Here is a 25902-nt window from a genome sequence, read left to right as displayed (position 1 = left end):
ATAGATCATAGTTTGTAATTGTTTGTTAACTTTAGTGTTTTATTTTATTCTTAAGTAAAATTACTGCTGATTGCGACTAATAAGTATGATTAATGTCATGCTTTTTGCTTGTATGTTATTTTTTCGAAATTGTGATTTTTTAGTGCTATTATCTATTGAAAATGAATACGAAAACGTGAGAGTAGTAATGAGTCCTTAACGATTTGTTATACGATTGAATAAATGAAAGCTTAAAATTGTTAAAATGGTGCTTAAAAATTAGAATTAAGGGTACAATAAAGGAGAATTACGTGTAAATGAACATATTTTTTTGCATTTTTAAAGAAATGTTTTGGGGTTAATTACGTCTGTTTTCAACAGGCAATTTTAGCAAAATAAACCAACAAAAAAAGGTAATAGATGAAATTAGATATCCTCGCTATTGGAGCACATCCCGATGATGTAGAGTTAGGTTGTGGTGCTACCATAGCAAAAGAAATAGCCAATGGCAAAAAAGTAGGGATCATAGATTTAACCAGGGGAGAGTTAGGGACCAGAGGAACAGCAGAAACAAGAGATGTTGAGGCCGATAATGCAGCTAAAATACTTGGAGCTACTGTTCGGGTTAACATGAAATTCGCCGATGGTTTTTTTACGAATGATAAGAAGCATCAATTGGAAATTGTTAAAATGATTCGTAAATACCAACCAGAAATTGTGCTATGTAATGCTGTTGACGATAGGCATATAGATCATGGTAAGGGGAGTAAGCTGGTTAGTGATGCTTGTTTTTTAAGTGGACTGATTAAAATTGAAACTCATGATAGTGAGAATACACTACAACAGCCATGGCGACCTAAACAGGTATACCATTATATACAATGGAAAAATTTAGAACCAGATTTTACGGTTGATGTATCTGGCTTTATAGATAAAAAGATGGCTTCTGTGCTGGCTTATAAAACACAGTTTTATGATAGTGGTAGTAAGGAGCCGGAAACACCTATATCCAGTAAAAACTTTACAGATAGTGTTATTTACAGGGCCAGAGATCTGGGAAGACTAGTAGGTGTTGAGTATGCCGAAGGTTTTACGGTTGAACGCCAAATTGCTATTGATAGCATCTTCGATATTAAATAGTTAGAATAATGATTAATTTTTATTTTTAATATTAGCATAAAATATTGAAAAAAGTCTTTGTAGATAAGGCTGAAATCAATTACATTTGCACACGCATTACAAAATGCATGTTACACGGTGGTTGTAGCTCAGTTGGTTAGAGCATTGGTTTGTGGTACCAAGGGTCGTGGGTTCGAATCCCATCATCCACCCAAAATAAAAGCCTTTCAAGAAATTGAAAGGCTTTTTTTGTTTTTAATAGTACAACTCATTTATAGGAGGTGTCCAAACGGGGATCAAGACAAATTGGGATCATGACTAAAAGTTGTGTTTGGTCAAAATATGCTTTTAATTATCTATATCTTTTTTGCATTGACCAAAAAAGAAACAAAAAAGTCTAGCCTTAGATTCTCGGCGGTCAAATTAGTTTTCGATGCCTAAAAGAAATGAACTCGCCCGATGACCATTTCTCACTTGTCAATCCTATTGCCCAACCTATTGTCCTGACTCTTTGTTTTCTTCGGGCATGTGCTCAAACAGCATTTCTTTTTTAACGACATCTTCAAACATTTGACACTCGCCTACAAATCATAGGGCATTTTACTTCGATCCATGTTTTGGCTAGTTCATAAAACAAACTGTAACTCATCATTTGCGAGGCTTTTTAATGCAAGTTCAAATTCACACACAGCTTTTGGGATTGATCCGTCCAAACTTTCTGGAGTCCAAATTACAATTTGGACGACGCGAGAACCCATCTAAACTTTCGAATACTTTATACGCCTTTACTGAACTAATTGTCGACGCTATTCATGTAAATGACTGTTTTTAAGTTGAATAATGACTATATGTAGGTAGAATTGTGACTATTTTTCATAATGACTACAAATTTATATAGCTAGTTTTACAGACCTATTCGAATACAAATTGATTTTGATTTTATATAGAACAAAAGACATTTTACATTCTAATTTTTAATAAAACTTATTATGCCAAATCATTACTATTTATTTAAAAAAAATCTGTTGATTAGAGGGTTTTTATTGCTAATCTTTCAGTTTTTTGCTCTTACTGCTTGGTCTCAGGTTCTTATTTCGGGGGCAACCGGGAATGGCAATTTTGAGAACATTTCACCAAGTGATGCTCCAATTCAGAATGCTGTTAGAAGAGCAGCCAATTCCCCTTCAAGCTTCACCATACCCGACTGGACTATTAAGTGGAATTTTGGTTATATTGGAGTTGATGGTGTTAAAGGAGGCTCCAATGGACTTCAATATGCATTTGTAAATCAGAGCTCATCTGCAGCTTTTCTTACCGATACAATCAATAATATTAACGTCACCAAAGGTAAAGGGCTAAAACTGAGTTTTAAAGCCACCGATGTCAAGGCTGGAGGTATGGCCCATTATGATGTATCCTATATCATTAATGGAGAGGAGTTAAAACTAGCCCGAAAAAGTGTGACGGTTGTTGCCTCGGATGTCTATCAGGATGTTGAATTTAAAGAACAACTCTTTACAGATTTGACCAGTATTGCTATAAAGATTGAACTAAGAAACAATGTTGATGGAGCTACTGGCGGACAGCCCAGGTTCGATGATGTGATTCTGGAGGTTGTTCCAGATACGGGCTTCCCGCCTTTTCAAGATCGCTATTTTGTTTCTACTACGGGTAACGACATCAATAGCGGAACCATCGACAGTCCTTTTAGAACGATCCAGAAAGCAGCAGATGTTGCGCAGTATGGGAGCACAATTGAAATTAGGGGAGGTACATACCATGAGAAGGTGATTGTGAAAAAAAGCGGACTTTCCGGTAACCCAATAACTTTTAAAGCCTACAATAACGAAAAAGTCGTGGTGAGTACATGTGACCCAGTAACTGGCTGGGTTCTTGCAACCGGTGATACAAACCAGGACGGAAGCCCCGATACCGATGTATGGAGCACTACCATGAACTGGGATGCAGGTGAAGACCTCCCGCCAAGCGAGCGATCGCGTTGGATAAAGAATGATGCTTCTTTTAACAATACGATGTTTGTTAATGGCGTTTTGCGATATCCTGCAAGAGAAAGAGGGGAGAACAACCCGGTTTATGTAGATGATTGGGGTATTATACCATATGGGGCAATGAAACACGAAGGTTTTACTGCACCAGAACTGGCAGGATGGCCAGATAATTTCTGGAACGGTGCACAAGTGTACCACCATTCATCCGATTGGTCGGCCCAATATTCTGAAATTGGAGATTATAACCCTGATGGTAAGGTTACATTTTCTAGCCCACTTACCTATTTTCCTTCTCAAAAGATGCGATTTGGGTACTTTATTACCGGAACAATTAAAGCTATGAACCGTCCCCATGAGTGGTTTAAAGCACTTGGGAATAACACATTGTATTACAAGGCAGAATCAGGGGTAGACCCAAACAGCCTTGAAATAGAAATGAAGAAACGCGATTTTACCTTTGACCTGCAGGGTGCCCAAAATATTGAGATCAAAGGAATTATTCACCGTGGAGGAGGCCCTACTTCATTTACGCCCTGTAAAAACTTTGTTTTTCAAGAGAACGAAGTATATGGTATTAATGAGAATAACTACGGTTATATGAGAATACTTGGCGATAATGTTAAAATAATAAGCAACACCTTTAAACGAACCCATACATCTGTTTTTCAGGCCGATGGAGACCGTTGGGATATTGTTAACAACCTTTTTGAGGATATCAGTTATCAGATCGATGCAACAGGTGTAGAAATTTCTTCAAGTTCTTCGAGATTTTTAATTAGTTACAATACATTTAGTGGTGTAGGAAGAGGCGTTTTCCGTTTTTATCCCCTTAAATCTATAATTTCATATAATTTATTTGAAAAGTTTTGTCGTAATTCATGGGATACTGCTTTGCTTGATGGAGATAGCGAAAGTGGCCAGGGTGGTGGTACCTTGGTACACCATAATATCTTTCGGGATGCACCAATTTACAATCGGGATGCACGTGGTCCTGGAACTAATGGATCGGGATTTGCGGCATTCTATTCCGGGCTCGATCTTACTGTGTACCGAAACATTGTTTTAGATGTGGGTACTGAGGCAACAATACGTTCTCGTCTTAGTTTTCATAATTTTTACCACAATACCTTTATTTCTAAACACCAAGGACCTTGGGTTGATAATATGGGCAGACCTCCAATCGAATCAAGCTACCAGAATAATCTACAACTAAATTTAGAAAGAATAGTTACACCAGGCTTAACAGTCGATGGAAATATAAATTATACAGCTTCAGATTTTGTAGATTTAGCAGGAAATGATATTAGGTTATCAATGTCTTCGGCTGCTATTGATAAAGGTGTATTAATCCCTGGTATAAACGATACTTATATTGGAGATGCCCCAGATGTGGGTGCTCTGGAATATGGGAGTACTATTTGGAAAACCGGACACGATTTTAATGCCCCACCTTCTGTAATATATGATTATAAGTTGCCTAAAGGGAGTAACCTTATTGGTGATGGTGGTTTTACAGATCATTCTGAATGGGATTTTGTTTATAATTCATCTCCATTCAATTCTAACCAATGGAACCATGGCGCTCTGGGTCCTTATGGCAAGCATAGCCTGAAACTATGGGATAATGGAGTCATTGAAGGTGTATTTGACAATCTTAAACCCAATAAAACCTATGAGATAGGTGTAGAAGCTCTGTTGGTATATCCGGCGATATATGCTCATAACTACACATCAATTAACGGTTCTGCATCAACAGGCAATCACCGTTCGGAAGGTTACATTACAGGTTTAGCTGATGGTGAGTCTACCAGTTATGCTAATATTGACTTTGGTGATGGGACCATTTTTGATCATGCCGAGCTTAGTTTCGCCAGTGAGACTACCATAAGCACTGAAATGGCAAAAAACAATAACCTCGAATTACGTATCGGAAGCCCAGCTGGAGCTTTGTTGGCCACCATGGAATATAGGGAAGCAGTTTCTGATGTTTGGGCTATTTCACCGATTTCTAAATTTAGTACAGCTTCCCCTTCAGGATTACAAACAATATATCTTGTTCCTAAAGGTCCTGATTCTGAAAGTATGCGAATTAGTTCAATACGATTCTTAAAAGAACGAATAGAAACAAGCGATAAGTTCCTAGTACAGATAGAAGGACATGGATATGAAAAAGAGATAAGCCCAATAGGAAAAAGTTCATGGACTGGTCAATTCGAAAAGATGATGTTTCATACCGGAAATTCGGTAGGAAATGTTAAGGTGAGCTTTAAAAACTCTGGACCATATGAAGTTTATATTGGTCGTGCTTACCTATCAGAAATTAGTGATTATGAAAATATTGCACCAAATGGAACCTCGATTCAGTCGTCAACATTTACAGATAAATATTCTAGCAATGCTCATGATGGCGTGAGGAATCAGCAGTCTGCAACTACCAATCCAGATGCGTTATCGTTCTGGCAATTGGAGTTGCCTTATGACGAAACATTAGAAGCAGTACGTATAAGTTCTTCAGGAAATGTGGATGATTTGGAGAATGTAAGGTTGAGTTTGTACGATCAGGACCCCGGTTTAGGGGCAGGACCTTTATTGTCTAGGGATTATGTGTTATCTAATCTAAACTTGAACGGAGGACAATCCTTATATGCCTCAATTTTTGACTGGGTTAGTGATGAGGGAACAATTGCCGCACTGCCATTGATAAAGTATGTACGCATAGAGCGATTGGATGGCAAGGCTTTATCTCTTTCTGAAGTTGAAGCGATTACTTTTAACGACCATTCTGGTGATTTTAGCAGTTTGGTAAAAAACGAAAATGAGTGGAAATACACTTTCACCCATGAATTTAATCCAACACATATAACAGTTGTCAACTCTAACAGTGCACCTGTAGAAAGCATGAAAATTGTAGTTAGGGATGCTTCTGAAGCAGTTGTTTGGGAAAAAACTTATGAGGGAGTTAGTTTCAACATCCCACAAAACGAAAGGTATGAAATTCCTGGAAACGAAATTTCTGCAGATGGCGTTACACGTCTGGCATCTGTACTTGGATATTCTATTTCGGTAGAGAAGGTTGGGGGAATTCTAGCATTGCGAGACTTTAGGGTTTATGATGGCAACTTCAGAATTCCTTTAGGCAATCTGGCTATTGCAGGAAGTGCATCTCATATAGGTAACTTCTATAGGAGTAGTGGTTTTGCCGAAGCTGCAAACAATGGGTACCTTTTTCCAAAAACAGATTTCACAAGCTCCGAAAAAACCGCCAATCCATGGTGGGAATTAAAACTAGATAAGGTATCTGATATTGATCAGATTGTTTTATGGAACCGTAAGGATGCAGGATACCGGATCGGAAATTTCAGAGTTTCTGTTTTGAACGATTCCCGTCAAACCATTTGGTCGAAGAACTACTCTTTCTCTAACGGTGATTTGGCAAATGATAAAAGTCTTACCATTGACATCGATCATAGTAATGCGCGTTATGTAAGGGTGCAGTCCTTTTCATCTCAAACTTTACTCCATCTGGCAGAAGTACAGATATGGCCAAAATCAGGAGCTCTTTCATTATTAACTCTCCAAAATAACAATTATAAAGTCTACCCCAATCCTTGTAAAGATCAAATACACATAAAAGGATCTCAATTTTCACAAGATGATTTAGAATATAGAATAATAGATATATCTGGAAAGGAAGTATTTAAAGGTACGGTTAAAAATAACAATGCTTTCCGTATTCCGAACATTGATAATGGACTATATATCCTAGAGATTCGAAATGATAATAGAACATATTTTAAAAAGATTTTAGTTCAAAAATAATAGCCTTTAACTCATTAAGCCCCTTTTTTAAGGGGCTTTTTGTTTATAGAGAAGTTTATCTTCAATCTTGTTTAAGAGAAATCTTTTTTCTTTACAAAACCTGGCTTATGATCCCATTTGTATGAGTGCGTTCAATCTACTTTTACACGTTCATCACGATTAGCCAATTCCCAAGCGGTATGGAAAATGAGGCGAGCCCGTGTTTCTAACAGGTCGTATTGAATCTTGTCTGGAGTGTCTGAAGGTCTATGATAATCGGCATGTGTACCATTAAAATAGAAAATAACCGGGATGTTGTTTTTAGCAAAGTTGTAATGATCTGAACGATAATAAAAACGATTCGGATCGTCGTCGTCGTTATAAGTATAATCAAACTTCATGTTGATATATTTTTTGTTCACTTTTTCAGAAATGTTGTGCAATTCCTTACTCAGTTTATCCGATCCTATTAGGTATAAGTAGTTCCTGTTGTTTTTATGTTTCCGATCTACACGACCTATCATATCTATATTAAGGTTTGCCACAGTATTTTCCAAAGGAAAAATAGGGTCTTTATCTGTATAGTAGCGCGATCCATATAATCCCATTTCTTCGCCTGTAACGTGTAAAAATAATACAGAGCGTATTGGTCCATGACCTTTTTCTGAAGCTATTTTGAAGGCTTCTGCCATCTCTAAAATAGCTACGGTACCAGATCCGTCGTCGTCAGCACCATTATAAACCTCGCCTTTTTTGGTAACACCAATATGATCCAAGTGTGCAGAAATTATAACAACTTCATCTGGTTTTTCTGTACCTTTTATATAAGCTAATACATTTTCAGAAGCTTTTACTTTGTTTGGGAAATATGATTCGGGAATTTCTTGAAAATAGTCGCCTTCTGCTATGGGGGAAGGAACGCCTACAGACATATAGTGATTTTTAATAAACTCTATGGCTTTCTTTTGTCCTGGTTCTCCAGTTTTTCTACCTTCAAATTCATCCGAAGCAAAGATATAGAGGGCTTCTTTTAATTCGTCTGCCGTAATGGTTTTTGCATAATCTATGGCACGACCAGTATTTTTTGAAGCTTTTTTATTTTGGGAACTGCACGCAATTACAGGCAGCGAGATGTATAGAAGAATTATTAATTTTTTCATTTAGCATAATATATTTGCGCTATATTACAAAAATGAATTAATAGAGCAGCAATTTTTGAGTCTATTTTAACAGCTCATTGTATTCGTCGATAACAATGCGATGTTCTTGATTAGCAATTTGCCAAGCTGTAGTAAATATGAGTTTTGTTCGTCTTTGTAACAGTTCATAATCTATTTTATCTGGAGTATCAGTTGATCTATGATAATCGGCATGTTCACCGTTAAAATAAAAGATAACAGGAATCCCATTTATTGCAAAATTATAATGATCTGAGCGAGAATAGTATTGATGGCTTTCACCTTCTATATTATACCTATAATCCATATTCATATTAAAATAGGAGTTGTTTACTTTTTCAGATAAATAATGAAGTTCTTTGCTAAGTCTATCGGAACCTATAAGGTATATGTAATCTTTATTATTTTTATGTAAATCGTCAACTCTACCAATCATATCTATATTTAGGTTGGTAACCGTGTTTTCTAAAGGAAATATAGGGTGTTGTGTATAAAATGCAGATCCTTGTTTTCCTATTTCTTCGGCGGTAAAGTGTAGAAATAATATACTGCGTTTAGGGCCGTGGCCTTCTTTTTTTGCTAGATTAAAAGCTTGTGCCATTTCCATAATAGCCACAGTGCCAGAACCGTCATCGTCTGCTCCTCGATTTATTTCTCCGTTATCGGAAATGCCAAGATGATCAAGATGCGCGGAAATAATAATAACCTCTTCAGGTTTTTCGGTACCTTCTACATAGGCTAAAACATTTTCTGAACTTTTAATGCCATTTGAAAAGAATTCCTTTGGAATAATTTGATAATAGTTGTCGCCTTCAAATGGGGATGCGATATTTTCGCTGAGGTAATATGATTTTAAAAATTCAGCAGCTAATTTTTGTCCTTTTTCCCCAACTTTTCTACCTTCAAATTCCTCAGATGAAAATTTATATAGATGCGTTTTTAGCTCCTTTACGGTGATCGTATTGGCATATTTAACAACATGAATACTGTCTACCAGTTCGATGCTGTTTTTAAGGTTTTGTATTCTTGCAGTATATTTTGGTGTAGAGCAGGTGCCCACTAATGCAATTACAGATAGAATGTAAAATGTTTTCATGCGTATGAATAGTAAGATAGTCACATCTTAACCTATACAGTTAAATCATTTTCAAGGGCGAGAAAACTTTTGGTGTACTAGTTTAATTTTAAGCTTTAAAGGTGCTAATATAAACAAAACCGAAGAAATTACTTACCAAATAGGGTTAAATATATACCACTAATCTCTAAAATTTTTTAAGCCTTTTTTATTTTCTGATTTTGGTTTTGTGGTTTCTTGAGCTTTAGCGTCTGCTATTTCTATTTTGTTGAATATTGATTTATAGGTAGTTATTGCTAAGGCCATAATGTTTAGCATAAAGGCAAATTGGATTATTTTCTTTATTTGTTTTCTTTTTTTAAATAGGTAAAATGTTAGCAATCCAAATATTAAACCTAGAATGCTGGGAACAATTGCTAACTTATAAATAAGAAGCGATGATAGCACTAAGGCCAAAATAGAGGCTAAAATGGTTAAAAAAAGAAATGTTTTTTTCATCTGTATTATTTTACTCTTCAAACAGATTGATTATTTAGCGATTTACAGTACAGTGTTATTTAGTTTGTTAAAGCGTTATTATGAAAAATAATTTATGGTGAGAGCCATGATTTCGCTGTTGTTTATTTGTATCATTTATTATGCCAAAAATGCATTAAAAGAAAAATATATTGGTTTTTATGCTTAAATTGTAGGTAATGTTTTACAACTGACATATGTCATAGTTTTTTTTGGAAGGTGATGATATATTTACTTATAATCCTATTCTTTTTTACAATGAAAACTATATTGTTGCCTACCGATTTTTCTAAGAACTCTATAAACTCCATTGATTTTGCTATGGCATTGTTTAAAGATGTTGAATGCGATTTTTATTTGCTTAATGTGCAGAAGGCTTCTTCGTTTATTTCTGATGATATGATGACCGTTTCTTCTTCTACGACCATTTATAATACCATTATTGATGCTGCCAAGAAATCTTTAACAAATATTATATCTAAAATAAAAAAGCGCCATAATAATGATAAACACCATTTTCATTCTATGGTCGATTACGATAATTTTATTGATTCTATTAATCAGGTCTCAAAAAAAAACAAGGTCGATTTAATAGTAACAGGTACTAAAGGTGCTTCTGGCTTGCAGAAGGTGATTTTTGGAAGTAACACGGTTCGAGTTATGCAACGTTGTTATGCACCGGTATTGGCAATTCCAGATAATTGTGCTTTTTCAGATTTGAATAAAGTGGCATTCATTACTAATAATACCACTTCGTTTACTATGGATCATATAAAACCTCTTGCCGATTTAGTGACGTTAAGTAACTCCAAATTACATGTGTTGCATATTGCAGACGAGAATCATTCAGTACAGAATCAAAGTGAGAATATTGATTTTTTTAATTCGAATTTTGTGAATGTCATTCATGATTATATTGATGTGAAGGCTAAGGATATATACCATACGGTTCATAAGTATATTGTTGAGAACAATATAAGAGTGTTGAGCATGGTAGGAGAAAAACATTCTTTTTTAGAACGTTTATTTAATAGGCATCTAGTTGAAACTTTTGCGTTTAGTATTGATGTCCCTTTTCTTGTAATGAAAAATGGCTAGTTAGAAGCAGCCATACGGAAATTAACACACCTAGAAATGTAACATTTTTTGAAATGATGCGTCAAATAAGTATCAATCAAAAAATCACGATCATGCAACGACAAGACAATCAATTAATTGTTATTACACATTTAAGCCAATTAATATTTTTAGTAACTGGTTTTGGAAGTTTAATTTTACCTTTAATTCTTTGGCTTACTCAAAAAGAAAAGGTGTATCAAATGGATGCTCATGGTAAGCGCATTATAAACTTCCAGTTGAGTTTAATAGTTTACTGTTTAATATGTGTGCCTTTAATATTATTATTTGGCTTAGGAATATTGGGCTTTATAGTTTTAGGAGTTATTTCTATAATATTCCCTATTATAAATGCCATTAAAGCTAGTAAAGGTGAAATACCAACATACCCTTTGTCTTTTAATTTTGTGAATTAAAAACAACAAATAACGATTAATTCAAAATATCCTTTATCTCTAGATTTTTATTAGTTAGTTAAGTAGCATGAGATAAATTAAACGTCTGCTTTTAGTAGGCGTTTTTCATTCCTGCTAGGGCAGAAGTATTTTAGATTAAATAAAAAAGGCTATCAAAATTTTGATAGCCTGTTTGTCTTTTAACGATTATTTTTAATCTCCTATTAATAAGATTCCTGCCTTACTGAAACAAGTTCAGCACATGGTTATAGGAATTTAACTGTTTAACATGACAGGCATAACGAGCATTGTAACTTGTTCGCCTTCGTCTAATCCATCAATAGGAGTTAAAATACCTGCTCTGTTAGGCATACTCATTTCTAATTGTACTTCGTCTGAACCAAGATTATTTAACATCTCGGTTAAAAAGCGTGAGTTAAAACCAATTTGCATATCATCGCCTTGGTAATCGCATGTTAAACGCTCTTCCGCCTTGTTGCTGTAATCGATATCTTCTGCCGAAATATTAAGTTCTGCTCCGGCAATTTTTAAACGTATTTGGTGTGTTGTTTTATTCGAAAAGATACTTACACGTCGTACAGAGTTTAAAAACTGTGTTCGGTCTATAACTAATTTGTTTGGGTTTTCTTTAGGGATTACCGCTTCATAATTAGGATATTTTCCGTCGATTAATCGACAAATCAACTCAGAGTTTTCAAATGTGAATTTTGCGTTCGATTCGTTATATTCAATAGTTACTTCATCTTCACTGGCTGCTAAAATACCTTTCAAAAGATTTAAAGGTTTTTTAGGCATGATAAACTCAGCAACTTGATTGGCTTTAATGTCTTCTCGTGTATACTTTACTAATTTATGTGCATCTGTAGCCACAAAAGTTAAACCTTCTGTTGAGAATTGAAAAAATACACCGCTCATTACTGGGCGTAAATCATCGTTTCCAGCAGCGAAAATAGTTTTGCTAATAGCGGTAGCCAATACATCTCCGGTAACTACTGTTTTACTTGGATCTTCTAATGCTACAGCTTTTGGAAACTCATTACCATCGGCGTAAGCTAGGGCATATTTACCATGATTAGAACTAATTTCTATAGTATTGTTTTCCTCTACAACAAATGTAAGCGGTTGCTCGGGAAATGTTTTTAAAGTATCTAATAGCAAGCGCGCAGGAATGGCAACACTACCTTTACTATCACTTTCTACATCAAGAGAAGAAGACATTGTTGTTTCTAAATCACTTGCAGAAACTGTAAGTTTAGTCTCGTCTAATTCAAATAAGAAATTATCCAAAATTGGCAAGGTATTAGAACTATTAATTACGCCTCCTAAAACTTGTAGCTGTTTTAATAAATAGGTACTGGATACTATAAATTTCATGTATTTATACTGAGTTTTAAATTTTAATAAAGGTACTTACAAATATATTCGATACCGACTAAAATTGGAAACAAACTTATTAACATTCAAGAAACATATTTTTTCTTTCTAACATAATTGTATCCTAACCCGAACAAGGTTAGTAATACCAGTGGTAATGCGATATTTATGAAGAGCCACTTGTTTTTTTCGGCTGCAATTTTTTGTTGATCGAGAAAAGCCACGGCAATTTCTTTAGACCGAATGTTTATAAGTCCATCGTCATCTAAAAGGTAATTAACGGCATTTAATGAAAATTCTTTGTTACCGTAGGTTTTTCCTGTCCAACGATCGAAACCTAATTCCTGGGGGATATTTTTAACAACGTCGTTCTTAATAATATCGCCATCTGCAATAACAATCATTTTAGTAGGTGTACTACTATTTTTTTCTTTTTCTAGTTTAAAGGGTTTTATACGGTTGTTGTACATTGAAGTAAATGTACCTTCTAATAAAACCGCCAAGGTTTGATTGCCCTTATTAAAAAGTGTAGGATCTGGATTTTGTGTTACCAGTTCTAAACTTATTTCCCTTGGTGTGCCTTCTAGCTTTGTTAAAGGCGCCGTTTCTAAAAGAATTGTTTTGTTAACGTTATTCTTTAAGGTGTCTATCTGGTTGGCAAAATCGAATTTTACTAAGTTTAGATTATTAACTATAGGATGGTTGCTGTTGGATGATGCTAATGGTGAATAAGGCCATTTTAAATGCTGAAATTGCGATTCGCTACCTTGTCCCATAGCTAAAGTAATTGGAGCAGAGTAGAGGGTGCTTGTTATTACGGGGTTTATACGGACACCGTATTTAAAAAAGAAATCGGTTAAATTTAGATCTCTGGTTACAGCAAAATTTTTGCCTGCATCATTGTAAAGACTATCTTTTTCCATAGCCACCGCATCTATGAGCCATAAACTTTTACCTCCGTTCATAGTATATTGATCTAAAACCAATTTTTCTTCTTCTGTAAAGGGTTCTGTAGGTTTGGCAGAGATTATTAAATCGAAAGCGTTTATGTCTTTTAGTGTTTTTTGCGGATTGTTTGCAGTACTATCTAAAGTAAAAGGCGCTATAAAATAATAGGCTCCAAGCTTTTTAAGAAAGTCTGCAATGTATATATCTTCTAATTGATTATTCCCTTTTAAAACGGCAATTTTTTTACGCTTAGGCTTGGTTAGTTTGCTAAACCCGTCTGAGAAAGCATATTCTAAGTGTTGTACAGAATTACTAACTAATTCTTGCTGGGTCGTGCCTATTTTATTCTTGATTAAGGGAATAACAATAGTTTGGTCGTTGTAACTTGCTAAAGCCCAAGGAAAGATTACAGCTTTTGTTGATTTACCACTTTCTTGTACGCTTAATTGCATAGGGGTTAATCCACGTTGTGTAAGTTGCTGAATGTTTCGTTCCCTTGTAGATTCATCTTCCAACGGATTAATAAAATTGAAAATAATTTGACTGTTTTCTGCTGCAAACTCTTCCAATAATTGTTTGGTTTCTCTTTGAAGGCGTCTAAATTCCGAAGGAAAATCATCACCATTTAAAAACACGTCTACAACAATTGGAGATTCAATATCCTTTATAATGTTTATAGCCGATTGACTTAGTGTATAGCGGCTATCTGCAGTTAAATCGAAACGTTTAAAAAGGTTACTACTTAAAAAATTAATGGCAATTATTGCAAGTAGTAGTATGGCTATATGTTTAATGTTTTTATTCAAAGGTTTTTTCTAATTGATATTGTTTAACACTTACAACTGCGTTGTTATTAAATACGAGTTCAATACACTCTTGCATATTATTAAAAGCACCAGGTTTGAAACCCAAATTGTAATTCCATTTATCTGGTGAGTTTGCTTTTATACTACGGTCCCAGCCAAACCATTCGCTTTTTCCTAAAATGGTTTCTACTTCTTCTTTGGTTTTGCTAAGAAACAAATTTTCATCCACTATTTCTCTACTCATTTCGTAGCGTAGAGCGGGCTTATCTTTCCACATTTCAGCATCGAAGTGTTTTTGATGATGGTAACTGCTAAAAATATTTAGTACCGGGTAAAATACATAAAAATAAGCAAAAGGAGTTAACACTAAACTTATTAGTAAACTAACCCATTTACGTTTGTCTATAGTATTAGCAAACAGCCAAACCAGTACAAAAACAAGCACCAAAAAAGTAATAAATAGAGGCGTTAAAATCATTTTTTTGCTTTGTTAATATTTATCTTGGTTAACATTAAAAAGAAAATAGTAACGCTTAAAAAGTATAAAATATCTCTGGTGTCGAGCACCCCACGGCTCATACTTTTAAAATGTACGCTCATGCCCAATTGTTCTATAAAATTACTAGAAACAAAATCTGCAATACCCTCAAAGCCTATATAAAATAGAAAGCAGATAAAAACGGCTATGATAAACGATACGATTTGATTATCTGATAGGGAAGAGGCAAACACACCAATTGCGGTATAGGCTGCGATTAAAAATAATAATCCGAAATAGGAACCAAGTGTACTTCCCATATCTAGATTGCCAATTGGATTGCCTAATTGGTAAACGGTATAAACATACAGTAGTGTTGGAAGAAGTGCGATTAAAATTAAAATAAAAGCACCAAAATATTTTCCTAAAATGATATTTATATGCGATATAGGTTTTGTGAGTAAAAGCTCTAGAGTCCCTTGTTTTTTTTCATCAGAAAAGCTACGCATGGTAACCGCAGGAATTAAGAAAATTAAAATCCAAGGAGCTAGTAAAAAGAAGGATGATAAATCTGCAAACCCATAATCCAGAACATTAAAATCGCCTTTGAATAGCCATAGGAATAAACCGTTTAAAACTAAAAAAATGGCAATAACTAAATAGCCAATAGGGGATGCGAAAAATGAATTTATTTCTTTCTTAAGTATTGCTATCATGTATTATATTTTGTGCACTGTTACAGAAATCCGTTCTATTTTGTTAAGGATTAGCTAGTAATGTGGTTAATTTTGCTTTTTGATTTAAAAAGATTGTCGCAGCAAATTTATTAATTGTGTGCTAACAATGACATTTTATTATGGATTAAAATTTTATAGCGTGTTTAAAATAGTTTCAAAACGTTTCACCTTAATAACTCCTTTTGTGGGTATCATATTTTGCCAAACCCAATTATAATGTTCTATTACTTTTTCAGCAGTGATATGCGGTCGGTTTCCTGTAGTATGTCCATTTTCTACAACCGTTATTGTATAATCCTTTGCTAGAGCAGATTGTACCGTTGCTTCTACACAAAAATCGGTAGCACAACCCGTAATATATAAATTATTGATGTTGCGTGATTCTAACTCTAATTTAAGATTTGAATTATAAAACACATCATTGGCATATTTATTAATCAGGATATCTTCGTCGGACACCTTCAATCCCGATAGTATTTCCCAAGCTTCTGTTTTAGGAATAAATTCGTTGTTTTTAGTGCCATCGTGTTGGATATAAAACACATGGTTTCCCGTAGTTCTAAATTTATTGGCCAGCAAATTAATTCTATTGATTACACCTTGAGTATCATATCGTGGGGTTTCCGGTGCGAAGGAACCCTTTTGCATATCGATTACCAGAAGCGCTTTTTTAGTCATTATTAGTTTAAAGTTTCTAATTTATCAACACTCCAAGCCATTGGAGGAATATTAAATAAAGGTTTGGTTTTAGCCCAAACATTTTTAAACAGATCAGAGTGCCTGTAGTTTTCTAAATCGTCTTCAGTTTCCCAATAACTATATGTAAAGAATACCGTAGGATCGTTTTTGTCTCTATAGAGTTCTAAAAAATTACAGCCTTTAAAATTTCTGATTTTTTCTTTATTAACGTCAAAATTAGCAAGAAAGGTTTCGATATTTTGTTCGTGAAATCCCATTTTCACAATTCTTACAAACATATTTTATTATTTTATAAAATTAACGCTAACAGCGTCCATTAAACCAAGCCCCATAAGCGTTGATGCACTGCCAACGGTACCGCTGTTACTTTTGTAAACAGCAATTTCTAAAAAATCACCTGAATTAAAAACGACCAAGCCTCTGCCTTCATCCTGACGTTTGCTTTCCTCTATATCGAAATTAACAATATCGCTGTATTTTTTATAAATGGTTTTAAACTTATTATTTCGTGCCGAAATCTCGAAAGGACGTCCTTTCTGTATCGCTTCAAAAAAGCTCCTTTTTATATTGGTAACGACATTGCCATAGTTATCAATGTAAATAACACTTCCAATAATCTGCGTTTTATCATCATTAACATACGGTACTATGTTCTTAATAGGCTTAATTTTATTAATAGTTTTTCCGATAACCTCTAATGTGCCGCCACGTGCTATGTGGCATGCTGCTTTTACAAAAACATCCAATACAGGAAAGCTGGTTTGTATTTTGTCGTGAATATTGATTTCTACTATTTTTTCGGGAGCAATTTCGGAACAAATCATACTCATAATACCATTATTGGCACAGATAAAAAAGTGATCGTCGAGCTTTACAGCAATATGTTTATTTTCTGGGTTTATTTCAGAATCAATACCTATAATGTGTATGGTGCCTTTAGGAAAACTGCCGTAAGCATTTTGTATGATATATGCTGCCTCGGGAATGCTAAAAGGCGATATGGAGTGGGAGATATCAACAATTCTAACATCGGGAAGTTCGCTATAAATGGCTCCTTTTGTTGCACCTGCAAAATGATCTTTTTCACCAAAATCGGTGGTTAAGGTTATTATCGCCATTGGCAAAATTGTTGATATGTTTTTAGCGTTAAGTCACTCAAATTTATGTATTTTTGAGTTTTAACAAAACTAATAAAATCATTTCATCGAATTAAATATTATTTTCATTAAAATCGGATGAAATGCAAAAATTAAATTCACGCCTTTGAACGAAATTATAATCGAACTTGAAGAAATAAGTCCAAAAGAATTTTTTGGAGCCCAAAACACTAATATCGCACTCCTAAAAAAGTATTTCCCTAAACTTAAAATTGTTGCTAGAGGTAATAAAATTAAAGCATTTGGCGATGAGGAATTGTTAGAAGAATTCGATCGCAGAATCACCATGCTTTTAAAACATTTTGCAAAATACAATAAGCTAGACGAAAATGTAATTGAGCGAGTGTTAACAAGCCAAAGCAGTGATGATTATACGACCTCAAAAGAAAGTGGAGAGGTTATCGTTCATGGTGTTGGTGGTAAACTTATAAAAGCACAAACGGCAAATCAGCGAAAGTTGGTAGAACTTATTCGTAAGAACGATATGGTTTTTGCCATTGGGCCAGCGGGTACAGGTAAAACCTATACTGGTGTAGCATTGGCAGTACAGGCTTTAAAAAATAAGGAAGTTAAGCGTATTATTTTAACAAGACCGGCAGTAGAAGCAGGGGAGAACTTAGGGTTTTTACCAGGCGATTTAAAAGAAAAGCTAGACCCGTATATGCAACCATTATATGATGCCTTACGGGATATGATAGCACCTGAAAAGTTAGCACATTATATAGAAAACGGAACGATTCAAATTGCGCCATTGGCGTTTATGCGCGGTCGTACATTGGATAATGCTTTTGTAATTTTAGATGAAGGGCAGAATACTACGCATGCGCAAATGAAAATGTTTTTAACCCGTATGGGAAAAAATGCTAAGTTTTTATTAACAGGTGATCCTGGACAAATAGATTTACCCAGACGTACTATTTCTGGTTTAAAAGAAGCGCTTTTAATTTTAAAAAATGTAGAAGGCGTGGGCATGATATTCTTAGATGATAAGGATGTGATTCGCCATAAACTGGTTAAAAAGGTTATTGCTGCTTATAAGAGTATAGAGAATAGGGATTAGGCTAGTATTCAGTGTACAGTGTGCAGTATTCGGTTTGCAGTATGCAGTGTTTGGTCTCGGTGTTCAGTTCAGGTAGGTTCACTTTTCTTAATGACAAAATAATTAACAAATAAACTCGTAAAGAGTAAAGTAATGAGTAATACAATAATAGACACTAATTTCAATTTTCCTAACCAAAAAAATGTTTACAAAGGAAAAGTAAGAGAGGTATATAATATTAATGATGATGAATTGGTTATGATTGCAACCGACAGGCTTTCTGCGTTTGATGTTGTGATGCCAAAAGGAATTCCTTATAAGGGACAAATTCTAAATCAGATTGCTACTAAAATGATGAAAGCAACAGAGGATTTGGTGCCTAATTGGTTAACGGCTACGCCAGATCCTAATGTAGCAGTAGGGCATTTATGTGAGCCTTTTAAGGTGGAAATGGTTATTCGCGGGTATATGTCTGGTCATGCAGCGCGTGAGTATAAAGCGGGCAAACGTATGCTTTGTGGTGTGCCTATGCCGGAGGGTATGAAAGAAAATGATAAGTTTCCTGAACCTATTATAACACCGGCTACCAAAGCAGAACAAGGAGATCATGATGAGGATATTTCGAGAGAAGATATTTTAAAGCGTGGTATTGTTTCGGAAACCGATTATGTTGTGTTGGAAGATTATACACGAAAATTATTCCAACGCGGCAGTGAAATAGCTTCATCTCGCGGTCTTATTTTAGTGGACACTAAATATGAGTTTGGAAAAACCAAAGATGGACAAATTGTATTGATTGATGAGATACATACACCAGACTCTTCGCGTTATTTTTATGCAGAGGGCTATCAAGAACGTCAGGATAAAGGAGAAAGTCAAAAGCAGTTATCAAAAGAGTTTGTGCGTCAATGGCTAATAGGTAATGGGTTTCAAGGATTGGAAGGACAAACTGTGCCTTTTATGAGTGATGATTATATAGAAAGTGTTAGCGAACGCTACATTGAACTTTATGAAAATATAACAGGAGAAACTTTTGTAAAGGCGGATGTTTCTAATATACAGCAGCGTATTGAGGGTAATGTTGTGGCGTATTTAAAATAAAGTTTATCTCCATGAAAATTTTATAAAATGGAGATTTCAAAAGTTGAATTTAATGTCATTGCAAAGAAGAAACGACTGTGGCTATCTGTTTAATTCTAGTTTCGATTTAACAGATTCCCTGCCTGCCGGCAGGCAGGTTCACTTCGTTCTGAATGACACAAAATTCAACTTTTGAAACCTCTTTTTCTTTTTCATATAAATGTATGGGGCTATTTTTTCGATTCCAATTTATCAACCCGTAATTGTAATTCAATAAGCTTTTGGTTCAAAGCTTCTAATTCTTTTATTTTCTTTTCTTGAGCTATCGTGTAAAGTGTTAACTCTTCTATTTTTTTAAGAAGATTCATATCCATTTCTGCTTGCATCACGCCGTTTTGTTCAAATTCTTTGGCAGATGGGATTTCTGGCAGATGACTATTTTCTATTATGAACCTTTCTACTTCTTCTATGCTTCTAAGATTGTAATTTTCTTTAAAGACATAATCTGGAGCAGGAACACTTAGATCAATTTTTACTTCTTCTGCATGAATTTTGCCTTTCACGGTAAGTTTCATATCTGGATTGGTTGTTCCTATTCCAATGTCTCCTTTATGGTTTATCCTCATTTTTTCTTCAGAGGCTCCATTTTGTCTTACATGAAAAGATAGCCTACCATTGCTTGAATCTGTTTCAGAAATAGTTCCGGCTTCTATAATGCCAAAAATTCTATTCAAAGGGTTAGGAGTGTCATCTTCAGTTAACGATAAAAGAATTCTGCTTGTTTCATTTGTGCCTGAATTTGCTCCGTAATTTTTTCTGTTGTCTATGACTAAACCATTAAAATTCCCATCCACTTGTCCAAAGACATGAAGTTTGGAGTTTGGGTTTGCAACTCCAATACCAATATTTCCATTGTCTAATATGGTGAAATATCGTTTGTAAATACCATCATGCCAAAAAATAGAAAAGTTATTATTAGCTTCATAAGACCTAGGACCACTTAAATGCCAAAAACCAGTAGGGTTTTTCAAATTTAATGACGTGGAAGTGTTGTCTGTTTTTTCTACAGTGAAAGTAGAAGGGTTTTGAGATTGAATAGTGATAAAAATGGAAAAAATAAAAATAATTGATAAAAATGCTTTTTTCATATTTGTTTTTTTTGATGAGACTATTTGTGGTAAAAAATACGTAAGTAAAATTAACAAAAGCATATAAGATTTTGCTAAGGTTTATCCTTGCAATTAGTAAGGATAAACCTTAGTTTTTTAGTCTCTAATCGGTATCATATTTGAAGTGTCTACAGGAAAACTATCATATTTATTATATAGTTTTAAATACTTTTCAGGATCGATGGGAACTTCGCTTAACGTTTCATGTAGCCCTTTAAAAAAGCCTTCACGTTTTTGAGACGGATTAAAAATTAATGTCAGCTTTACAGGTTCATTAGTGTCGTTTTTAAATCCGTGAGGTGTAAACTTAGGCACATATGCAACAGTTCCTGGTTCAGCTGGAAATTCTTTATCGCCTACCTGCATGGTTAAAACACCTTCATCAACAATAAAAGTTTCATCCATAAACCTATGATAGTGCAATTTTGCACCAATAGCCATAGGAGGTAGGAATATCTCATAAACCCCTAATTGATCGTTAGACATTTCGCTGGTAACTTTAAAGGTTATGGAAATGGTGTTGAGTTCTAATTTTTCACCTTCGTTAGGTTTTATTATGGATGCATTATTTTCTAATTCGTCTTCAAAATAGTTTTCTTTTTGATTAGTCATAGTTTATACTTGTTTTTTGAATGATTGGTTGATTTCATTTTCTAAGATTACTTTATTCTGTTTTAAAGTTTGTTGATCGCTAGAGCCTTCTAGTGAAAATAATTCTTGAGTTTTTATCCCCATATGTCCAAGAATAGCTCTTAAATAGGGTTCCTGAAAATCATATGGTTCCATAAAAGTCCCTTTGTACACACCTCCTTTTACTGTTACCAGATAGGCTGATTTTTCTTCTAATAAACCGTAATAGCCATTTTCATTAATATTGAATGTATAACCAATTCTAACAACCTGATCTAGATATGCTTTAAGATTGGATGGTATATTTAAATTATACAAAGGGCTGCTAATTAAAATGTCGTCTGCAGATTTTAATTCTTCGATTAATTCGTCAGATAAGGCAGTAGCCTCTTTAATTTCGGGAGACATATGCTCAATAGGCGTGTAGAAGCCTTCAATGGTATTGTTTTGAATATGGGGAAGATCCTGTTTTGCTAAATCCCGATAAATAATGGTTCCGTTCGGGTTTGCAATTTTCCAACTTTCCTCGAAATAATTAGCTAATGTTCTGGAATGAGAACCTTCGGTTCTGGAACTGCAATCGATTCTTAATAATGTTTTCATGTATTGATTTTTTAATTACAATACAATGACAAAATAGATCAAGAAAACGTGACAGGTTTATTAGTGAAACCCGACTTTGAGAATTCCAATTTACATCGGGAGCATTCAAAATTGTAAGTAGAACTAATGCCACTTCCTGTACTGAATTTCCTGAACTAAATTCAGAATACATGTTTTAGTATCTGACGAAATCTTAAGTGTAACTCCTAAAAGCTATCTTCTAAGCTTTAAAATAATTTTTTCCCTTTGAATGCTCGTGGATGATTTACTAAAAAAGTGATTTTAATTTATTAGGGTCAACGATAGAAAATATGCTTTTTATCTTATTGTCTTCAAAATCAAATACCTGGCAATTGATTAAAGTATTTTCATTATAAAACAATAAAGCTGGTTGATGGTTAATTTGAGTAATTTTAATTGATAAAAAGTCCAGATAGGTTTTATAAACATAAAATAGTAATTTTAAAGAAGCAGATTTCCCAACCGTTAATTCTCTTACAACCTTAATGTTTTCGCCACCATCGGCATGTAATGAAATGTCTTTTGATAGCATTTCTTCCAAGCGTTTTACATCACCATTTTTAATTGTTTTAACGTAGCTCTCCATGTAGGAAGGCATGGGAGAAGCATAGTTACTGTGACTTATTGTTTTAAAGTTAACCAACTTGTTTTTTCCCCTACTTAACAGTTTTCGTGAGTTTTCAATAGTAAGACCGATAGTATTTGCTATATCTTTATGTGAATAATCAAAAGCTTCTTTTAAGATAAAAACAGCACGTTCTTGAGGAGTTAATTTTTCAAGAAGTACGAGCATTGAGTATGATATGATTTCGTCTCGATCGATATTAGCATCAGCTTTTTCAGTAGATAAAGGTTCGGGAAGCCATACCCTATTAACAGTAGTTTTGCTATTCCGCTTTTTAATATTAATGGATTGATTTATTACCGACTTAGTTAAGTATCCAATTTCATTTTCTATATGATTTTTTTTGGCAGAAAGGTGTTTGGTTAAAACATCTTGTATGGCGTCTTTTGCATCTTCAACAGATCCTAGAATGTTGTAAGCGTATGGAAATAATTGGTTTTGGTAGTTTTTCAATTGCAAATTATTTAAGTTCTATAAGAGTGACAAATAGAATGATAAAAACGTGACATTACATTTTTAATAAATGTAGATTTGTTTATTTATCGGGCTTATTTTTTAATTCAATCAATGTTGTTTGGGAAGCTGCACAGAGTTTTTCTTTACCGTTTTTTCGAATAAATACTTCAGAGCGACAAATCGTTAAGGTTTTTCCATTTTTTAAGACGTTTGCTTTACCTATCAATAAGTCTCCATCTCCGGGAGACATAAGATTTAACTTAAATTCAACAGTTAATACAGACGAGTGTTCTTCCATTAATGAAAAAGCGGCGTAACCAGCTGCATTATCTGCTATGGTGCTTATAATGCCAGCGTGAAAAAAACCATGCTGTTGTGTTAAAGAAGCGTTGTATGGTATTTGAATTTCGCAGTAGCCAGGTTTAACATCAACCAATTTGGCATTGATGAGTTCCATAAATTTTTGTCTATGGAAGCTGGCTTCAACTTTCTGTTTAAAATCGGAAAACTTTGGTTTAAAATTCATTAACTGTGCCTTGTTGCCTTTAAAACGAAGATACAAAAAGTAGAAAATAATAAGAGAAGTCGAAGAGCTACTCGTAAAATAAAAAACTTTGAAGCTTATAAAGCGATTAAGGGTAGTTTAGAAGGTAAATTGTGCGCACGAGAAGATTCGAACTTCCACATCCTAAACGGATACTGGCCCCTCAAGCCAGCGCGTCTACCAATTCCGCCACGTGCGCATTAAGAATTGTGCAAAAATAGAAAAAGTTAATCAATATTACTCAACTTTTTCCTGCGTTTAATTGAGGGCTAAATAGAAAAGGGAAGAAACTTATTTTTAGAAGTCACAACTCATTATTAATTATAAAGTTAACAACTTGCTTATAGCATACTTAATAGCGTATTTGTATAAAAAAGTGTGATAAAGAAACTTTTTAATGTATATTAAGCCGTTAAAAAAATAAGGTATTTCATTTTTAATCTAAGAGTATATGGTAGCGCTAAGCACATTTGATTATTTACTAATAATAGCATTTTTCACGATTACGTTGTCCATTGGGATTTATGTTTCTAAAAAAGCTGGTAAAAATTCGTCGGAGTTTTTTCTTTCTGGACGTACAATGCCTTGGTGGCTATTGGGTGTTTCGATGGTAGCTACTACTTTTTCGACAGATACCCCCAATTTAGTTACCGATATTGTAAGAACCAATGGAGTATCTGGAAACTGGGTATGGTGGGCTTTTTTAATTACAGGTTTGTTAACCGTTTTTGTGTACGCCAAACTATGGCGTAAATCTAATGTTAATACAGATATCGAATTTTATGAATTGAGATATGGCGGAGCGCCAGCCACGTTTTTAAGAAAATTCAGGGCAGTTTATTTGGGTGTCATCTTTAATGTTATTACCATGTCGGCAGTTACATTAGCCGCTATAAAAATTGGTGGTATCATGTTAGGGTTAGAGCCTTGGCAAACCGTTATAAGTGCTGGGGTTATAACAGTAGTTTTTAGTGCTCTTGGAGGTTTTAAAGGTGTGGTTTATACCGATTTTGTATTGTTCTTTGTAGCTATGGGAGGCGCTATAGGTGCTGCTTATTATCTTGTAAATATTCCAGAGGTAGGAGGGATAGATAAATTGATAGCAAATGAACATGTAGCAGGTAAGCTCTCCATACTTCCTGATTTTAGCGATACACATGCCTTGATAACCTTATTGATTATTCCAATAGCAGTACAATGGTGGAGTTCTTGGTATCCGGGGGCAGAACCTGGAGGTGGCGGTTATATTGCTCAGCGAATGCTAGCTGCTAAAGATGAAAATCACGCTATAGGAGCTACTTTTTTCTTTAATATAATGCATTATGCGCTGCGTCCTTGGCCATGGATTCTAGTAGCACTGGCTTCTCTAGTGGTTTTTCCAGATCTGGCGAGCATACAAGAAGCTTTTCCTAATGTGGCCGATGATAAATTAGGGCACGATCTGGCTTATTCAGCCATGTTAACAAAATTGCCCAGTGGCTTGCTTGGTTTGGTTTTAGCCTCTTTAATAGCAGCTTATATGAGTACAATCTCGACCCAATTAAATTGGGGATCTTCTTATATGGTTTACGATTTTTATAAACAACAAATTAACCCCAACGCTTCAGAAAAACGTTTGGTGGCTGTTGGACGATTGTCTACTGTAGTGCTTATGGTGCTTAGTGCACTATTGGCTTTATTGCTCCAAAATGCCTTACAGCTTTTTGAAATATTATTGGTTTTTGGAGCAGGAACAGGGCTTATATTTATTTTAAGATGGTTTTGGTGGCGTATTAATGCTTGGAGTGAGATCACAGCTATGTTTGCTTCGGGAATCATTTCTATTGTACTAAAATTGACGCCAGTGGGTGCTTACCTTTTTGATGCGAAAACGGGTGTTTTTGAAGATTATTATCAGTACCCAATGGTTGTATTGGTCACAACGGCGATTTGGCTATTAGCTACTTATATGACCCAACCAGAGAGTAAGGACATATTACGAGGGTTCTATAAAAAAACACAGCCTGGTGGACCGGGCTGGGCTAAGGTAATCTATGAAGCGAATGAAGAGGCTATTACTTTAAATGACACAAATGAAGGATGGAGCGTACCATCGGGAATATTAGCCATGCTATTAGGTTGTATACTTATTTATAGCTGTATGTTCGCTACGGGATATTGGATTTATGGAAACTATAATTATGCTTTAATACTAACGGGAACGGCCTTGATTTCAGGTTTTTTTCTCGTTAAAATATGGAAGAAAATTAGAGCTACAATATTATAATTTAAGGTGAGCTCGATTTAACTTAAATTATTTAAATTCATTGTAAAGTTCTTATTATTAGACT

22 protein-coding genes and 2 tRNA genes are annotated in these 25902 nt (G+C 34.6%); 8 read left to right on the top strand and 16 right to left on the bottom strand.

The window, feature by feature from the left end; translation table 11 throughout:
- The first annotated feature begins 399 nt into the window (after positions 1–399).
- The 3 genes from bshB1 to C1H87_RS04200 all read left to right on the top strand — a co-directional run bounded on the left by bshB1 (position 400) and on the right by C1H87_RS04200 (position 6926).
- Complete coding sequence (gene bshB1 / locus C1H87_RS04210; protein ID WP_102754615.1) at positions 400–1119, top strand: bacillithiol biosynthesis deacetylase BshB1; 720 nt, start codon at positions 400–402, stop codon at positions 1117–1119.
- A gap of 117 nt (positions 1120–1236) precedes the next feature.
- Positions 1237–1310, top strand: a tRNA-His gene (locus C1H87_RS04205).
- 777 nt (positions 1311–2087) lie between these two features.
- Positions 2088–6926: a galactose-binding domain-containing protein gene (locus C1H87_RS04200; RefSeq protein ID WP_102754614.1), complete on the top strand. Its 4839-nt coding sequence runs from the start codon at positions 2088–2090 to the stop codon at positions 6924–6926.
- A gap of 131 nt (positions 6927–7057) precedes the next feature.
- Here C1H87_RS04200 and C1H87_RS04195 read toward each other — a convergent pair whose 3' ends face one another.
- The 3 genes from C1H87_RS04195 to C1H87_RS04185 all read right to left on the bottom strand — a co-directional run bounded on the left by C1H87_RS04195 (position 7058) and on the right by C1H87_RS04185 (position 9656).
- Positions 7058–8065: a M28 family metallopeptidase gene (locus C1H87_RS04195; RefSeq protein ID WP_102754613.1), complete on the bottom strand. Its 1008-nt coding sequence runs from the start codon at positions 8063–8065 to the stop codon at positions 7058–7060.
- Positions 8066–8126: 61 nt separating this feature from the next.
- The gene (locus C1H87_RS04190; protein ID WP_102754612.1) at positions 8127–9179 is read right to left on the bottom strand and encodes a M28 family peptidase; all 1053 of its coding nucleotides are present in this window, start codon (positions 9177–9179) and stop codon (positions 8127–8129) included.
- Positions 9180–9338: 159 nt separating this feature from the next.
- Positions 9339–9656 (bottom strand): FUSC family protein, encoded by a 318-nt coding sequence (locus C1H87_RS04185; protein WP_102754611.1) that lies wholly within the window; start codon positions 9654–9656, stop codon positions 9339–9341.
- Positions 9657–9932: 276 nt separating this feature from the next.
- Here C1H87_RS04185 and C1H87_RS04180 point away from each other — a divergent pair, with 276 nt between their 5' ends.
- On the top strand, positions 9933–10772 hold the full coding sequence (locus C1H87_RS04180) for a universal stress protein (RefSeq protein WP_158655117.1): 840 nt from the start codon (positions 9933–9935) through the stop codon (positions 10770–10772).
- A gap of 92 nt (positions 10773–10864) precedes the next feature.
- Positions 10865–11206, top strand: coding sequence for a DUF4870 domain-containing protein (locus C1H87_RS04175; RefSeq protein WP_102758172.1), 342 nt, complete (start codon positions 10865–10867; stop codon positions 11204–11206).
- Positions 11207–11461: 255 nt separating this feature from the next.
- Here the strand turns inward: C1H87_RS04175 and dnaN are convergent, their stop codons facing one another.
- From dnaN to C1H87_RS04140, 7 genes are all read right to left on the bottom strand, one after another.
- Complete coding sequence (gene dnaN / locus C1H87_RS04170) at positions 11462–12580, bottom strand: DNA polymerase III subunit beta (protein ID WP_102754609.1); 1119 nt, start codon at positions 12578–12580, stop codon at positions 11462–11464.
- A gap of 86 nt (positions 12581–12666) precedes the next feature.
- Positions 12667–14334: a gliding motility-associated ABC transporter substrate-binding protein GldG gene (gene gldG, locus C1H87_RS04165; RefSeq protein WP_102754608.1), complete on the bottom strand. Its 1668-nt coding sequence runs from the start codon at positions 14332–14334 to the stop codon at positions 12667–12669.
- Positions 14327–14812 (bottom strand): hypothetical protein, encoded by a 486-nt coding sequence (locus tag C1H87_RS04160; RefSeq protein ID WP_102754607.1) that lies wholly within the window; start codon positions 14810–14812, stop codon positions 14327–14329. Before C1H87_RS04160 ends, gldG begins: the two co-directional genes overlap by 8 nt.
- Positions 14809–15528 carry a gliding motility-associated ABC transporter permease subunit GldF gene (gene gldF / locus C1H87_RS04155; protein ID WP_102754606.1) on the bottom strand — a complete coding sequence of 240 codons (720 nt, stop codon included), beginning with the start codon at positions 15526–15528 and terminating at the stop codon, positions 14809–14811. The genes C1H87_RS04160 and gldF overlap by 4 nt, the downstream gene beginning before the upstream one ends.
- 153 nt (positions 15529–15681) lie before the next feature.
- Positions 15682–16227, bottom strand: a complete 546-nt coding sequence (locus tag C1H87_RS04150) for an isochorismatase family protein (RefSeq protein WP_199769329.1) — start codon at positions 16225–16227, stop codon at positions 15682–15684.
- 2 nt (positions 16228–16229) lie between these two features.
- Complete coding sequence (locus C1H87_RS04145; protein ID WP_102754604.1) at positions 16230–16526, bottom strand: putative quinol monooxygenase; 297 nt, start codon at positions 16524–16526, stop codon at positions 16230–16232.
- Between the two features lie 6 nt (positions 16527–16532).
- Positions 16533–17366, bottom strand: coding sequence for an SAM hydrolase/SAM-dependent halogenase family protein (locus C1H87_RS04140; protein ID WP_102754603.1), 834 nt, complete (start codon positions 17364–17366; stop codon positions 16533–16535).
- A gap of 145 nt (positions 17367–17511) precedes the next feature.
- Here C1H87_RS04140 and C1H87_RS04135 point away from each other — a divergent pair, with 145 nt between their 5' ends.
- Together C1H87_RS04135 and C1H87_RS04130 are read left to right on the top strand one after the other, a co-directional pair.
- Complete coding sequence (locus tag C1H87_RS04135; RefSeq protein ID WP_102754602.1) at positions 17512–18465, top strand: PhoH family protein; 954 nt, start codon at positions 17512–17514, stop codon at positions 18463–18465.
- 132 nt (positions 18466–18597) lie between these two features.
- Positions 18598–19545 (top strand): phosphoribosylaminoimidazolesuccinocarboxamide synthase, encoded by a 948-nt coding sequence (locus C1H87_RS04130; RefSeq protein ID WP_102754601.1) that lies wholly within the window; start codon positions 18598–18600, stop codon positions 19543–19545.
- Between the two features lie 209 nt (positions 19546–19754).
- Here C1H87_RS04130 and C1H87_RS04125 read toward each other — a convergent pair whose 3' ends face one another.
- The 6 genes from C1H87_RS04125 to C1H87_RS04100 form a co-directional block, all read right to left on the bottom strand.
- The gene (locus C1H87_RS04125; protein WP_102754600.1) at positions 19755–20672 is read right to left on the bottom strand and encodes a tail fiber protein; all 918 of its coding nucleotides are present in this window, start codon (positions 20670–20672) and stop codon (positions 19755–19757) included.
- A gap of 117 nt (positions 20673–20789) precedes the next feature.
- On the bottom strand, positions 20790–21305 hold the full coding sequence (locus C1H87_RS04120; RefSeq protein ID WP_102754599.1) for a cupin domain-containing protein: 516 nt from the start codon (positions 21303–21305) through the stop codon (positions 20790–20792).
- A gap of 3 nt (positions 21306–21308) precedes the next feature.
- Positions 21309–21926 (bottom strand): FMN-dependent NADH-azoreductase, encoded by a 618-nt coding sequence (locus C1H87_RS04115; protein WP_102754598.1) that lies wholly within the window; start codon positions 21924–21926, stop codon positions 21309–21311.
- Between the two features lie 268 nt (positions 21927–22194).
- Complete coding sequence (locus tag C1H87_RS04110; protein ID WP_102754597.1) at positions 22195–23025, bottom strand: sigma-70 family RNA polymerase sigma factor; 831 nt, start codon at positions 23023–23025, stop codon at positions 22195–22197.
- Between the two features lie 82 nt (positions 23026–23107).
- Complete coding sequence (locus C1H87_RS04105) at positions 23108–23554, bottom strand: PaaI family thioesterase (RefSeq protein ID WP_102754596.1); 447 nt, start codon at positions 23552–23554, stop codon at positions 23108–23110.
- A gap of 132 nt (positions 23555–23686) precedes the next feature.
- Positions 23687–23771: transfer RNA gene (locus C1H87_RS04100), tRNA-Leu, on the bottom strand.
- 252 nt (positions 23772–24023) lie between these two features.
- Here C1H87_RS04100 and C1H87_RS04095 point away from each other — a divergent pair.
- Entirely contained in the window at positions 24024–25838 is a 1815-nt protein-coding gene (locus C1H87_RS04095) for a sodium:solute symporter family protein (RefSeq protein ID WP_102754595.1), read from the top strand.
- Positions 25839–25902 lie beyond the last annotated feature (64 nt).

The sequence above is a fragment of the Flavivirga eckloniae genome (assembly GCF_002886045.1).
GTDB classification, from domain to species: domain Bacteria; phylum Bacteroidota; class Bacteroidia; order Flavobacteriales; family Flavobacteriaceae; genus Flavivirga; species Flavivirga eckloniae.
This window is presented reverse-complemented; position numbering and strand designations above follow the sequence as displayed.

What these genes read in the sequence shown, in the direction of transcription:
- bshB1 (WP_102754615.1), top strand. Translation starts at nt 400, where the DNA reads ATGAAATTAGATATCCTCGCTATTGGAGCACATCCCGATGATGTAGAG.
- C1H87_RS04200 (WP_102754614.1), top strand. Translation starts at nt 2,088, where the DNA reads ATGCCAAATCATTACTATTTATTTAAAAAAAATCTGTTGATTAGAGGG.
- C1H87_RS04195 (WP_102754613.1), bottom strand. Translation starts at nt 8,065, where the DNA reads ATGAAAAAATTAATAATTCTTCTATACATCTCGCTGCCTGTAATTGCG.
- C1H87_RS04190 (WP_102754612.1), bottom strand. Translation starts at nt 9,179, where the DNA reads ATGAAAACATTTTACATTCTATCTGTAATTGCATTAGTGGGCACCTGC.
- C1H87_RS04185 (WP_102754611.1), bottom strand. Translation starts at nt 9,656, where the DNA reads ATGAAAAAAACATTTCTTTTTTTAACCATTTTAGCCTCTATTTTGGCC.
- C1H87_RS04180 (WP_158655117.1), top strand. Translation starts at nt 9,933, where the DNA reads ATGAAAACTATATTGTTGCCTACCGATTTTTCTAAGAACTCTATAAAC.
- C1H87_RS04175 (WP_102758172.1), top strand. Translation starts at nt 10,865, where the DNA reads ATGCAACGACAAGACAATCAATTAATTGTTATTACACATTTAAGCCAA.
- dnaN (WP_102754609.1), bottom strand. Translation starts at nt 12,580, where the DNA reads ATGAAATTTATAGTATCCAGTACCTATTTATTAAAACAGCTACAAGTT.
- C1H87_RS04160 (WP_102754607.1), bottom strand. Translation starts at nt 14,812, where the DNA reads ATGATTTTAACGCCTCTATTTATTACTTTTTTGGTGCTTGTTTTTGTA.
- gldF (WP_102754606.1), bottom strand. Translation starts at nt 15,528, where the DNA reads ATGATAGCAATACTTAAGAAAGAAATAAATTCATTTTTCGCATCCCCT.
- C1H87_RS04150 (WP_199769329.1), bottom strand. Translation starts at nt 16,227, where the DNA reads ATGACTAAAAAAGCGCTTCTGGTAATCGATATGCAAAAGGGTTCCTTC.
- C1H87_RS04145 (WP_102754604.1), bottom strand. Translation starts at nt 16,526, where the DNA reads ATGTTTGTAAGAATTGTGAAAATGGGATTTCACGAACAAAATATCGAA.
- C1H87_RS04140 (WP_102754603.1), bottom strand. Translation starts at nt 17,366, where the DNA reads ATGGCGATAATAACCTTAACCACCGATTTTGGTGAAAAAGATCATTTT.
- C1H87_RS04130 (WP_102754601.1), top strand. Translation starts at nt 18,598, where the DNA reads ATGAGTAATACAATAATAGACACTAATTTCAATTTTCCTAACCAAAAA.
- C1H87_RS04125 (WP_102754600.1), bottom strand. Translation starts at nt 20,672, where the DNA reads ATGAAAAAAGCATTTTTATCAATTATTTTTATTTTTTCCATTTTTATC.
- C1H87_RS04120 (WP_102754599.1), bottom strand. Translation starts at nt 21,305, where the DNA reads ATGACTAATCAAAAAGAAAACTATTTTGAAGACGAATTAGAAAATAAT.
- C1H87_RS04115 (WP_102754598.1), bottom strand. Translation starts at nt 21,926, where the DNA reads ATGAAAACATTATTAAGAATCGATTGCAGTTCCAGAACCGAAGGTTCT.
- C1H87_RS04105 (WP_102754596.1), bottom strand. Translation starts at nt 23,554, where the DNA reads ATGAATTTTAAACCAAAGTTTTCCGATTTTAAACAGAAAGTTGAAGCC.
- C1H87_RS04095 (WP_102754595.1), top strand. Translation starts at nt 24,024, where the DNA reads ATGGTAGCGCTAAGCACATTTGATTATTTACTAATAATAGCATTTTTC.